Origin of the sequence: Streptomyces sp. Ru62, from assembly GCF_002920615.1 — a bacterium.
Classification (GTDB): domain Bacteria; phylum Actinomycetota; class Actinomycetes; order Streptomycetales; family Streptomycetaceae; genus Streptomyces.
On sequence record NZ_PQSU01000003.1, the window covers coordinates 86956 to 99258 of the forward strand.

Consider the following 12303-nt stretch of genomic DNA (forward strand, 5'->3'; position numbering starts at 1 on the left):
CAACGGCGGCAGCCCCTACCGGCGCGGCTCGGTCGACCTTCTTCGGCGCCGTCCTCGTCCTGCTGCTCTGCGCGGGCTTCGCGGTGTGGGGCCTGATCGACCTGGTCGAGAAGGACACCTGGCGCCAGCGCGGATCGATCATCGTCGAGAAGGAGACGGGCACGCGCTACCTGCTGCTCGACGGCACCCTGCGGCCGGTGCGCAACTACGCTTCCGCTTTGCTGCTGACCGGGCTCTCGGGCACCGTCCGCACGGCGTCCCGGGACGCCCTGGAGGACGTACCGCACGGTTCACCCATCGGTATCGACAAGGCCCCGGACTCGCTGCCCGCCCCCGGCAACGTGGCCTTTGGCGGCTGGACCCGCTGCCTGCGCCCCGATCTTCCGGCCGGTGAGGTCCTCGACCTGACGCCGGCCGGGACGACACCGGTGTCCGCCGGCACCGCCGTCGTCGTCGCCGACCGCGCGGGCCACCGGTTCGTGCTGTGGCGCGGCGTCAAGTACCCCGTGCCGACGGCCAGCACCCTCATCGCGCTCGGTCTGGACGGCGGACGGCTCGTGACCGCCCCCGACGACTGGCTGGCCGAGGTGCCCTCCGGTGTGACGCTGCGGGCCCCGGCCGTCCCGCACGAGGGCGACCCGGTCGGCCGCATCGGCGGCGTCGCCGTGCGGGTGGGCCAGGTCCTGCGCACCTCCGGCCAGGGACCCGCCTACGTCATGCTCAAGGACGGCATCACGCGGGTGACGGCCACCGAGGCCGCCCTTCTCGTCGCGCGGCCCGGAGCGCCGGCACCGGCGACCTTCGACGCCGCCTCCCTCGCCGCCGCGCCCGTCGCCCGGCACCGGCCGGCCGCGACCCTCCCCGACCTGCGCGGAGCCCCGTTGCCCGGCGCGGACGGCGCGCTGCTGTGCCTTCGCCAGACCACGGCCGCAGTCCACACCACCAACAGCCTGGTACGGGAGCGGGGCGGTGTGCTCACCACCGAGCGCCCCGCGCTGGTTGCTCCCGCCCATGGTGTCCTCGTCGTCGACCAGGACGACCTGCGCGCACGCGTCACCTCCCCGCGCACCTACCTCATCGACGACCAGGGCACTCTCTTCCCGCTCTCCGGCCGGGCGGCCCAGGACCTGCGGCTCAGCGGCCCCACCACCGCGATGCCCGAGCGGGTGCTGAAGCTGCTGCCGGACGGCCCCCTGTTGTCCCCGGACGCCGCCACGGCCACCGTGAAGGAGAAGTGAGCGTGCGACTCGACGGCACGCTGGCCGCACGGCTGCGCAGCGGTCTGCGGCTGCGCCAGAGCGGCCACACCCTGCTGGTGCACCGCAAGGGCGCCGGACCCGGCCGCCGTCGCCCTGGCCGAGGGCATCGCGGCGGACACCCACCACCGCGTCGTCGTCGCCGACCTGCCCGCCGACGCACCGCTCACGGACTGGCAGGCGGCCGGCCGACTGCTCGCCGGCCGGACCGACGGCATCCGCCTGGTCTTCGCGCACGCGGCGTCGTACGACACCCGGCGCATCGGCCAGGCCGTCGCCGAGACCACGGGGGCGGCGGTACTGGCCGCGGACGGAACTCCCCGGATGCTCGCCGGGGGTGGCCTGTTCGTACCCCGGGACCAGGGCGCGGGCCGGCTGCGCTTCCAGCCGGGACGGCTGCCCGCGCCGGACTCCCGACGGGAGTTCGCCGCGACGGACGAGCCGTGGAGCCCCGAACCGGGGACCGTCGTGGAACCCGTCGCCGGCGGGATCTGGCTGCGCAGCACCGCGGACGAACGGGGACTCGGCGCCCGGCACTGGCTGGTCGACCGCATCCCCGCCGGACCTGACACGCTGACGGTCGTCCTGGGCAGTCCCGGCACGGCCCCGGTCAGCCTCGCGGCCGCCGTGCGGCTGTGGCACAGCGTGCTTCCCTCCGCCCGTGCCTGGCTGAGGTTCCTCCCGCTCGGGCCCGTCACCCTGCCCGGGAACGTGACTCCTGCGGCCAGGGCCTCGCCGACGCCGTCGGCGAACGGGTCGTCTTCTACGCGGGCGTGCCCACCCTGCCGCCGCACGGCGGCGACGGCGTGCGCGTCGAGGTCCCCAACCACGACGGCACCGCCGCGTGGCAGCCCTTCGTCACCGAGGCCCTGTACGTGCCGGGCACCGGTGGCACCCCTTCGCCGCTACCTGCTTCCGGAGATCCCCTTCGGACACGAGCTGTACCTGAATCCCGCGGGCGCCGTGGCGTACGTCGCCGATCCACATGGCGCTGCTCGGCGGAAGCGGGGGCGGGGCGGAGGACGGGGAAGGGGCGGAGGACGGGGAAGGGGCGGAGGACTGGAAGTGATCCTCCCGTCCTCCGCCCCTTCCTCCGCCCCGTCTTCGGGTGTCTTCCCTCAGCGCAGGGACAGCCCCCGCACCAGCAGATCCAGCAGCGCGCACACGAACAGCGCGATCCCGATGAAGCCGTTGACCTGGAAGAAGGCGCGGTTCAGGCGGGAGAGGTCGTGCGGGCGGACGATGGAGTGCTCGTAGACGAACGCGCCGGCGACGATCAGCAGGCCCAGCCAGAAGAAGGCGCCGGCGTGGGTTGACAGGGCGAACCAGACGAACAGGGCCGTGGTGATCGTGTGGCACACCCGCGCGCCCCAGATAGCGGCCGGGATGCCGAAGCGGGCCGGGACCGACTTCACGCCGATGCGCCGGTCGGTGTCGACGTCCTGGCAGGCGTAGATGAGGTCGAAACCGCCGATCCAGACGCCGACGGCGAGGCCGAGTATCACGGCCTTCCAGGACCAGGAGCCGCTGACCGCGAGCCAGGCTCCGACCGGGCCCATGGACTGGGCCAGGCCCAGGAACGCCTGTGGGAAGTCGGTGAACCGCTTGGCGTACGGATACACCACCATCGGGACGACGGCGACGGGCGCGAGTGCCAGGCACAGGGGATTGAGCAGGGCCGCCGCGCCGAGGAAGACGACGACGGCGACCAGCGCGCCCGTCCACGCGTGGCGCACCGACATCGCGCCGGTGACCAGCTCGCGGTGGGCCGTGCGCGGGTTCCGGGCGTCGATCTCACGGTCGATGATCCGGTTCGCGGCCATGGCGAAGGTGCGCAACCCCACCATGCAGACGGTGACCAGCAGCAGCTTCACCCAGTCGACGGCGCCGTCTCGCTCGTACATCGCCGTCAGGGTGGCGATGTAGGCGAAGGGCAGCGCGAACACCGAGTGTTCGATCATCACCAGCCGTAGGAAGGCTTTGGTGTGCCCCGGCTGGGGAACCGCCGCGGATACTGAACTCACAGGACGACTCCTTGCACGAGCGCGCCGTTTGCGCGCATTCGGAAGTGTGAAGATCGTACCTGTCGAGGCGAGGCCGGAGGTGACTGTCACGTGTGACTCATGTGTCGTTCGTACATGGGTCGGTACTGACTCGGCGGTCCGTACCGACCCGGCGCGCCGTTCCGCGCCCCAGCTGCGGGGGCGCGGAACCACACGTCATGGGCACCGGTTGGCCGGTGCGTACGGATCAGGGCCGGATGATGTTCTCCGCCTGCGGGCCCTTCTGGCCCTGGGTGACGTCGAACGTGACCCGCTCGCCCTCGACGAGCTCACGGAAGCCCGTGCCGGAGATCGCCGAGTAATGGGCGAAGACGTCCGGTCCGCCGTCCTGTTCGATGAATCCGTAGCCCTTCTCCGCGTTGAACCACTTCACCGTGCCGCTGGCCATGCTGTGTTCCTTCGGTTGTGCTGGGTCAAGTCCCAGGTGAACTGAGATGAGGGCCAACAGCGAAGACGCGGTGCGGCCCTTGGAACCACCCTGCCGTGTGCCGAAATTTCCGGCAACCGATAGGCCGGGGTGTCGCCCGGGTGTGCGGCCGGTGGCTCAGGACCGTCCGAACGACAGGTGCGCGCACGGGGTCGCGTCGGCGGGACGGGCCGTGGCGCGCACCGAGGGGGGCAGGACGGGGGCGGCGGACGGAGCCGGAGAGGCACCGGAGGGCTGCGCCGCCGTGCGGTCGGCCCGCAGCGCGGCCCACAGCCGGTCCGCGTCCGGCTGGACGAGCGCCACGCGTTCACCGGCGTACCGCCAGGGGACCGTGACGAACCGGGTGTCGTGCGGGTGGATTCCGCTCAGGGAGCGGGCGAACGCCAGCAGCTTCCGGGCACTGCCCAGACCGGGATCCACGATCGCGGACCGGGCCACCGTCCGCGCCAGCGGCAGAAGGCGGGCGGGGCTGAGGCCGCGGGCGCGGATCTTGCGCACGAGGGCGGCGACGAACGCCTGTTGGCGCTGGACGCGTCCGATGTCGGAGCCGTCGCCGAGGCCGTGCCGCAGCCGTACGTAGTCCAGTGCCTTGCGGCCGGAGACGGTCTGCTCGCCCTTGTGGAACACCAGGGCGCCGCGCGTGGACCGGTTCGGGTCGAGGTCCCGCTGGTAGACGTCGGCCGGGGAGCAGACGCGTACGCCGCCGACCGCGTCGGTGAGGGCGGCGAAACCCCTGAAGTCGATGACGACCGTGTGGTCGACCCGCAGACCGGTCAGTGCCTCCACCGTGTTCTGGGTGCAGGCCGGGTTGCCGGTGGGTGACCCTCCCACGGAGAAGGCGGAGTTGAGCATCGCGCCGGTGCGGGCCCGGCTCCAGACGCCGTCGGGAAGCCGGCACGGGGGAATGGTGACCAGCGTGTCGCGGGGCAGGGACACGGCCAGGGCGTGCCGCTGGTCGGCGTAGACGTGCAGCAGGATCGTGGTGTCCGCGCGGCCCGTGTCGGCGCCGTTCCCGCCGCCGAGGGCGTTGTTGCCCCGGTTGCGGGCGTCCGACCCGATGAGCAGGACGTTCTGTCCGGTCAGGTGTCCGGCTGCGGGCCGGTGCGGTGAGAGCCCGTCGGCGTCGAACATCTGTATGGAGCGATCGATCCGTAGCTGGACGGCGTGCAGGGCGAGTGCCGCCACTGCGGCGAGGATCAGCAAGGTGGTGCCGCGGGCGCGGATCGGGCGAGGGCGTCGCCGGTCCGCGCGGAGCTCGGTGTGCTGGGAGGAAGGCATGGGGAGCGGCCGGCCGAGATCACTCCTCGAAGGCAGCCCAGGCTCGCTCGAACTCGTCCGCCTGCGTCTCCAGCAGCGCGACGAGTTCGACGGCCCGTTTCGCCACCGCGGTCCCGAGCGGGGACAGACTGTAGGTGACCTTGGGCGGGATCGTTGCCTCGACGTACCGGTTGACGAGGCCGTCCCTGCGCAGTGTGAACAGGGTCTGGGACAGCATCTTCTCGCTGATGCCCTCGATACGGCGTCGCAGAACGTTGAAGCGGCACTCACGCTCGTACAGGGCCGACAGGACGAGGATGCCCCACCTGCCTGTCACGTCCAGTAGCACTTGGCGGGGAAGGCAGTCCTTTGCGAACACACTGATGGTGGGCTCACGTTTTGTAGTCGTCATAATCAGACACTATCCGGCCGGGACGTAGTCAGAAACTCACTCTACCTCTGCAACATGTGACTGTGAGCCCTTGAGTGCCACCGGCCCGGCCGGAGCGCCGTCAGCCCGCGAAGCGGAAGCTCTTCCCCACGAACCCGCCGAAGCTGTGCAGGTCACCCGCGGGCAGGGTGAGGGTGGAACCGGTGCATCCGGCGCCGTCGTAGACGAGTACGGTCCGGTAGCTGTAGTTGAGGTCGGCCTGCACCGAGAACGGCAGGGTGACGCACGAGGTGCCGATCTGGGACGGCGAGTACTCCAGGGTGGGCCCGGTGAATCCGCCCTGCCAGAAGGTGACGTAGCCGGGCGTGCCGGGATCCGCGGCGAAGGCGGGGGAGCCGGACAGTCCCACCGCCGCTGCGACGGCGCCTGCGGCCACGGCGACGGAAGCCAGGTTTCTCTTCAGGCTGTGCACAACAACCTCCGGTCATGAAGTCTCGTAGTGCGCCAAGGCTCACTCAACTCGGCGTACTCATGTGTCAGTTGCAATATAGGATGTGATACAGCCAAGTGTTATCCCGGCGCGTTATGTTGGCCGAGCAGAGGCGGTCTCCGGCTGGATGGCGCCGTTGCCGCGAGGCAAGCGGCGCACGTGCGGGTTCCGTTCCAGGTCGTTGCAGAGGTTGCTCATGGTTGCCGGTCGTGTGGTGCGGTTCGACAGTGTGCGGGGCCCCTGCCCGACCGGCGGGCAGATCTCCCGGGCCCGTGGAGCGCTGCTGGAACTCGGTCAGGGCCATGGCCGGACCGAGCACTGACCCCGCTGCCGCCGCCTTCTCCGACCCTCCTCCGAACGCCTTCGCTCCCGTGCCGGGCTGCCGGCTGTGCGCCGCGCTGGAGGCGGTGGCGGTGGCCGGGTGGCGCGGCGAGGACGGCCTCACCCCCCGCGACTGGCTGTCGGTGACGGCCTCCGGCATGCTGCACCGCATGGCGGACCACCGTCTCCAGCCCCTGCCACCGCACCGTTGAGCCCACCGGTGCGCTCGCGCTCGCGTGGCCGACGGGCGTACGCGCACCCGGAATCGACGGGTGAACCCGTACCCGGGAGTGGGGTGCGCCGCATGCTGCGCGGCACCGGGCCGTGGGGCTCGCTCCATGGCCGGGGACGGGTGCCCGGAGCGAGAGTGGGGGAGTCCGGGCCGCCCCCCGCGGCGAGCGTTCAAGGGGGCCGGCGCCGAGCCCGGCCGGACCTCGCCCGCGTCTGATCTCCGGCCGACGCCCTGAGCAGTCGATCGCTCGCGTACGAGGAGTGACGGGAAATGAAGGTGCTGTGCGTCCTCTATCCGGATCCGCTGACCGGGTACCCACCCGAGTACGTCCGCGACGCGCTTCCCCGGCTCACCGCCTATCCGGACGGCATGAGCCTGCCGACCCCGTCCGCCGTCGACTTCACCCCTGGTGAACTCCTCGGCTGCGTCTCCGGAGGACTGGGCCTGCGCTCCTACCTGGAGGAGCAGGGCCACGAGTTCGTCGTCACCAGCGACAAGGACGGGGAGGACTCCGTCTTCGAGCGAGAACTGCCCGACGCGGACGTCGTCATCTCCCAGCCGTTCTGGCCGGCCTACCTGTCCGCCGAGCGCATCGCCAAGGCGAAGAAGCTCAAGCTCGCCCTCACCGCGGGCATCGGCTCCGACCACGTCGACCTGGAGGCCGCCATCCGGCGCGGCATCACCGTCGCCGAGGAGACCTACAGCAACAGCATCAGCGTGGCCGAGCACGCCGTGATGCAACTGCTCTGCCTCGTGCGGAACTTCGTCTCCTCCCACGAGTGGGTCCGCAACGGAGGCTGGAACATCGCCGACGCCGTGTCACGGGCCTACGACATCGAGGGCATGGACGTCGGCGTCATCGCGGCCGGCCGCATCGGCCGCGCGGTGCTCAAGAGGCTCAAGCCGTTCGACGTCAACCTGCACTACATGAACCGGCACAGGCTCCCGGAAGCGGTCGAACAGGAGCTGGGGCTCACCTACCACCCGGACGTGCGGTCGCTGGTGCGCAGCGTCGACGCGGTGTCCGTACACGCGCCGCTCCAGCCCGAGACCTACCACCTCTTCGACGACGAACTGCTCGGGACCATGCGCCGCGGCTCCTACGTCGTCAACACCGCGCGGGCGGAGATCATGGTGCGCGACGCGGTCGTGCGCGCGCTGAAGTCGGGCCGGCTGGCCGGGTACGCGGGCGACGTCTGGTATCCGCAGCCCCCGGCACCCAGCCACCCCTGGCGGACCATGCCGCACAACGCGATGACCCCGCACGTCTCGGGCTCCACCCTCTCGGCCCAGGCACGTTACGCCGCCGGCACCCGCGAGATCCTGGAGGACTTCTTCGCCGGCCGCCCGATCCGCGACGAGTACCTCATCGTGGACGGCGGCAAGCTGGCAGGCACCGGTGCGCACGCCTACACCACGTCGGGCGCTGCGAGCCCGGGCAGCACCGGCGCCTGACCACCCCTGACCACGCGTGACGCCAGGGGGCCCTTCCCCCGAGGTCTCCCGGCGTCACCCTCCCCAGGGGGCGCGGGCCCGGCACCGGGCCCGCGCCCTCTTCATGGTTCCCGTGGTCACGCCCTCCGCAGCCGCAGCGTCACCAGCTCGAACGGGCGCAGGCGCACGGTGATCCGTTCGCCGTCGCGTTCCGGGGCGGCCGCGTCCGCGAGAGGCCGCTCCAGCAGGTCGGTGACGGTGAGGCCGGCCACCTCGAAGCCGGCCGTCAGGGTCGCCCGGACCCGGCTGCCGTGGGCTTCGTGGAAGCGGACGACGACGTCACCGCTGCCGTCGTCGGCGAGCTTCACCGCCGTGACGACGACGGCGTCGTTGTCGACGGTGACCAGCGGGGCGACCTCACCGGCACCGGTGAGACGGCGCTCGGGGAGGTTGATCCGCCAGCCCTCGCGGACGGCGTCTCCGATGGAGGCGCCGGGGACGAGGGCGTGCCGGAAGCGGTGGACGCCCTGGTCGGTCTCGGGGTCCGGGAAGCGCGGGGCGCGCAGCAGGGACACCCGCACGGTGGTCGTCGTACCGCCGTCGCCGTCGGTGCGGACGGTACGGGTGACGTCGTGGCCGTAGGTGGAGTCGTTGACGACCGCGACGCCCCAGCCGGGCTCCTCCAGGTGCAGGAAGCGGTGGTTGCAGGCCTCGAACTTGGCCGCTTCCCAGGAGGTGTTGGTGTGGGTGGGCCGGTAGGCGTGCCCGTACTGGGTCTCGGAGGCGTAGCGCTCGGCGTGCAGGTCGAGCGGGAAGGCGAGCTTGAGGAACTTCTCCGTCTCGTGCCAGTCGACCTCGGTGTCCACCACCAGGCGCTGCTCGCCCGCCGGCAGGGTCAGGACCTGGGTGACCCGGGAGTCGCCGAAGGCGCGCACGACCTGGACGGAGGTGCCGTCCGCCCCGGCGGCGACCGACTCGGCCTGGGTGAGGTCGGTGACGGTGTTGCGGTAGAACTCGTCCACGTCCCAGGCGTCCCACATGTTGGGGAAGTCCGGGTGGAGCTGGAGGAGGTTCGCCGCGTGGCCCGGGGCGATGGTCTCGCGGTCGGCGGCCAGGTCGTAGGCGGAGACGACCAGTCCCCGGGCGTCGATCTCGATGCGCAGCAGGCCGTTGTCCAGCACGAACCCGCCGTCCTCGCGAGAGGCGAGCCGCGTGTGACCGGTGACGGCCGGTACGGCGGCGCCACCCGCGATCACGCCCGCCCGCTCGTGCGGCGCGGAGTTGAAGACCAGCTCGGTGCCGCCCTCACCGGCCAGCGCCCGCTGCGCGCCCTCGATGATCGCGTTCAGCTCTCCGGCCAGACGCTCGTACGTGGCCCGTGCCTCGCGGTGGACCCAGGCGATGGACGAGCCGGGCAGGATGTCGTGGAACTGGTGCAGCAGCACCGTCTTCCAGATCCGGTCCAGCTCCTCGTACGGATACGGGAACCCGGTCCGGACGGCGGCGGTGGCGGCCCACAGCTCCGCCTCCCGCAGCAGGTGTTCGCTGCGCCGGTTGCCCTGCTTGGTCTTGGCCTGGCTGGTCAGGGTCGCCCGGTGCAGTTCCAGGTACAGCTCACCCACCCACACCGGCGGCTCGGGGTACTCGGCCTCGGCCTTCTCGAAGAACGTCCGCGGTGTCTCCCACACCACCTGCGCGGAGCCTTCCAGGTCCCGCAGCCGGGCGGCCTTGGCGACCATCTCCCGGGTCGTGCCGCCGCCGCCGTCGCCCCAGCCGGTCGGCGCCAGGGAGTGCCGGGCCCGGCCCTTGTCCTTGAAGTTCTTCGCCGCGTGGGCGATCTCGCTGCCCTTCATCGAGCAGTTGTAGGTGTCGACGGGCGGGAAGTGCGTGAAGATCCGTGTGCCGTCGATGCCCTCCCACTGGAAGGTGTGGTGGGGGAACTTGTTCGTCTGCGACCAGGAGATCTTCTGCGTCAGCAGCCACTTCGACCCGGCAGCCTTGATGATCTGCGGCAACCCGGCCGCGAACCCGAAGGTGTCCGGCAGCCACGCCTCCTCGTTCTCCACCCCGAACTCGTCGAGGAAGAACCGCTTGCCGTGCACGAACTGCCGCGCCATCGCCTCCGAGCCGGGCATGTTGGTGTCCGACTCCACCCACATGCCGCCGGCGGGCACGAACCGCCCGTCGGCGACGGCCTTCTTCACCCGCGCCCACACCTCGGGCCGGTGATCACGCACCCACGCCCACTGCTGCGCCTGCGACATCGCGAAGACGAACTCCGGCTCGTCCTCCAGCAACGCCGTCATGTTCGACGTCGTCCGCGCCACCTTGCGCACCGTCTCCCGCAGCGGCCACAGCCAGGCGGAGTCGATGTGCGCGTGGCCGACGGCGCTGATCCGGTGCGCGGACGGGACGGCGGGGGCGGACAGGACCCCGGTCAGCTGTTCGCGGGCGCGGCCGGCGGTGCCGTTCACGTCCTGGAGGTCGACGGAGTCCAGCGCCCGGTCCACGGCGCGCAGGATGTCGTAGCGGCGGGCGGAGTCCACCGGCAGCTCCGCCATCAGCTCACCCAGGACCTCCAGGTCCATCACGAGCTGCCACACCGTCTCGTCGAACACGGCGAGGTCCATGCGGGTGAGCGTGTACTGCGGCTCGCTCCCGGCGGTCTCCTTGTCCCCGAGCTGCGTGGGCAGGAAGGGGTGGTAGTCCAGGATCACCGGGTTGGAGGCGGCCTCGATGTGCAGGCGGACCTCCTCACCGCCCGCCACCGGCGCCCCGATCCGGACCCACTGGTTGCGCGGGTTCAGACCCTTCACCGGGGAACCGTCGGGCCGGTAGACCAGGCCCTCGCACTGGAAGCCGGGCATGTTCTCGTCGAAGCCCAGGTCGAGGATCGCCTCGACCGTCTTGCCGGCCCACGCCTCGGGCACGGTCCCGGTCACCCGGAACCAGCTCGTCCCCCAGGGGGCGCCCCACCGGGACCCCACCGTGATCGGCTCGGGCTCGGCCGCCAGGCCCTCCTCGACGGGCACCGGTTCACCCGGCGCGTTCCACACCGCAACCTCCAGCGGTACCGACTCCGGGTACACGGCGGGGCGGATCCGTTCGTCCAGGACACGCTTGAGGCGGGCTTCGATCAGCGTGCGGTCGTCATGCATGCGGAGTGCTCCATCGGTGCTGCGGGGTGAGAACCTGCTCGGCCGTGACGGTTTCGGTGATACCACGGGCCAGCAGGTGTTCCTGGTCGTCCGCGCGGACGTCGAGGACCGTGGTGGGCCGGGCGCCGTCGGCGGTGAGCCGGAAGAAGGCGTCGTACACCGAGCCGCCCGGCGCCAGCACGGTGCGCTGTTCCGGGTCGGCCGGTACGACGAGGGCGGTGGTGCGGGGTGCCGGGGCGGGGTGGGTCCGGCGGGCGGCGTCGGCCAGCACCCGTGCGATGTCCTTCGGCCGACGGTCGTTGGTCAGCAGGCCGAGGGAGTACTCCAGTTCCGGGAAGTCGGCGAGACCGCGCGAGACGTCGTGGGAGCACCACCAGGTGACGCCCCACAGGCCGGGGCAGTCCAGGACGTTCGCGACGGTCGCCTCGGTGAAGGCGGCGGCGTGCTCCGCGGGGACCAGCGGGGCGGGGGCGCCGACCTCCTGGAGCCACACCGGGCGGTGCGGGTCGTCGGCCCAGGCCTTGGAGAGCTCCACCAGGTAGGCGGCGTGGTGCTCGCTGGGCACGGAGGCACGGCCGTGGCGCTGCGCGGTGCCGTTGAACACCCAGGAGTGCACGGCGGTGACGCCGCCGTACCGGGCGGCCTGGGCCGGGGTGAACGGCATGTCGTGCTGGTACCAGGTGGCGTCGTACTCGGCGTGCAGGTGCAGCCGGCCGGGGGCGCCCTCCTCGCAGGCGGCCAGCATGCGCTCCAGCCAGGTGTCGATCTGCTCGGGGGTGGCCCGGTCCGGATCGGGATGGGGGTCGGCGCTGAACTGGTTGACCTCGTTGCCGACGGTCATGCCGATGAAGTTGGGCCGGTCGGCGAGGGCGGCGGCGAGGGTGCGCAGGTAGGTGGCCTGACCGTCGATGACGTCGGGGTCGGTGAAGAGGTTGCGCCGGTGCCAGGTGCGCGTCCAGGCGGGCAGGAAGTCGAAGCTGGACAGGTGGCCCTGCAGGCCGTCCACGTTCACGTCCAGGCCGCGTTCGGCGGCGGCGTCGGCGAGGGCCACGAGCTGTTCCACCGCGCGCGGCCGGACGAGAGCCCGGTTCGGCTGGAAGTAGGGCCACAGCGGGAAGACCCGGACATGGTCCAGGCCGAGCGCGGCGATCGAGTCCAGGTCGGCGCGTACGGAGTCGAGGTCGAAGTCGAGCCAGTGGTGGAACCACCCTTCGCTGGGGGTGTAGTTGACGCCGAAGCGCACGGCAGGAGGCATGGATGTCCTTGCGGGGGGT

9 protein-coding genes and 1 pseudogene are annotated in these 12303 nt (G+C 71.6%); 3 read left to right on the forward strand and 7 right to left on the reverse strand.

What is annotated here, in order from left to right; all coding sequences use genetic code 11:
- Window positions 1-32: 32 nt before the first annotated feature.
- A pseudogene (eccB, locus tag C3492_RS05005) lies at window positions 33-1238 on the forward strand (type VII secretion protein EccB); the annotation flags it as partial.
- A 1136-nt stretch (window positions 1239-2374) separates the two neighbouring features.
- Here eccB and mqnP read toward each other — a convergent pair.
- The 5 genes from mqnP to C3492_RS05030 all read right to left on the reverse strand — a co-directional run bounded on the left by mqnP (window position 2375) and on the right by C3492_RS05030 (window position 5866).
- The gene (gene mqnP / locus C3492_RS05010) at window positions 2375-3280 is read right to left on the reverse strand and encodes a menaquinone biosynthesis prenyltransferase MqnP (protein WP_103810505.1); all 906 of its coding nucleotides are present in this window, start codon (window positions 3278-3280) and stop codon (window positions 2375-2377) included.
- 226 nt (window positions 3281-3506) lie between these two features.
- On the reverse strand, window positions 3507-3707 hold the full coding sequence (locus C3492_RS05015) for a cold-shock protein (protein ID WP_103810506.1): 201 nt from the start codon (window positions 3705-3707) through the stop codon (window positions 3507-3509).
- 156 nt (window positions 3708-3863) lie between these two features.
- Window positions 3864-5024, reverse strand: coding sequence for an LCP family protein (locus C3492_RS05020; protein WP_103810507.1), 1161 nt, complete (start codon window positions 5022-5024; stop codon window positions 3864-3866).
- 19 nt (window positions 5025-5043) lie between these two features.
- Complete coding sequence (locus tag C3492_RS05025) at window positions 5044-5340, reverse strand: helix-turn-helix domain-containing protein (protein WP_258055496.1); 297 nt, start codon at window positions 5338-5340, stop codon at window positions 5044-5046.
- Between the two features lie 175 nt (window positions 5341-5515).
- On the reverse strand, window positions 5516-5866 hold the full coding sequence (locus tag C3492_RS05030; protein ID WP_103810509.1) for a hypothetical protein: 351 nt from the start codon (window positions 5864-5866) through the stop codon (window positions 5516-5518).
- Between the two features lie 320 nt (window positions 5867-6186).
- On the opposite strand from C3492_RS05030, the gene C3492_RS05035 reads away from it, so the two are divergent.
- Complete coding sequence (locus C3492_RS05035; RefSeq protein ID WP_103810510.1) at window positions 6187-6417, forward strand: hypothetical protein; 231 nt, start codon at window positions 6187-6189, stop codon at window positions 6415-6417.
- 290 nt (window positions 6418-6707) lie between these two features.
- On the forward strand, window positions 6708-7892 hold the full coding sequence (locus tag C3492_RS05040; RefSeq protein ID WP_103810511.1) for an NAD-dependent formate dehydrogenase: 1185 nt from the start codon (window positions 6708-6710) through the stop codon (window positions 7890-7892).
- Window positions 7893-8008: 116 nt separating this feature from the next.
- Here C3492_RS05040 and C3492_RS05045 read toward each other — a convergent pair whose 3' ends face one another.
- Window positions 8009-11029, reverse strand: a complete 3021-nt coding sequence (locus C3492_RS05045) for a glycoside hydrolase family 38 C-terminal domain-containing protein (protein ID WP_103810512.1) — start codon at window positions 11027-11029, stop codon at window positions 8009-8011.
- Window positions 11022-12284, reverse strand: coding sequence for a glycosyl hydrolase (locus C3492_RS05050; protein ID WP_103810513.1), 1263 nt, complete (start codon window positions 12282-12284; stop codon window positions 11022-11024). The genes C3492_RS05045 and C3492_RS05050 overlap by 8 nt, the downstream gene beginning before the upstream one ends.
- Between the last annotated feature and the right edge of the window lie 19 nt (window positions 12285-12303).

Coding starts and splice junctions, on each gene's coding strand:
- C3492_RS05045 (WP_103810512.1), bottom strand. CDS start 11,029: ATGCATGACGACCGCACGCTGATCGAAGCCCGCCTCAAGCGTGTCCTG.
- C3492_RS05015 (WP_103810506.1), bottom strand. CDS start 3,707: ATGGCCAGCGGCACGGTGAAGTGGTTCAACGCGGAGAAGGGCTACGGA.
- C3492_RS05035 (WP_103810510.1), top strand. CDS start 6,187: ATGGCCGGACCGAGCACTGACCCCGCTGCCGCCGCCTTCTCCGACCCT.
- C3492_RS05020 (WP_103810507.1), bottom strand. CDS start 5,024: ATGCCTTCCTCCCAGCACACCGAGCTCCGCGCGGACCGGCGACGCCCT.
- C3492_RS05050 (WP_103810513.1), bottom strand. CDS start 12,284: ATGCCTCCTGCCGTGCGCTTCGGCGTCAACTACACCCCCAGCGAAGGG.
- C3492_RS05040 (WP_103810511.1), top strand. CDS start 6,708: ATGAAGGTGCTGTGCGTCCTCTATCCGGATCCGCTGACCGGGTACCCA.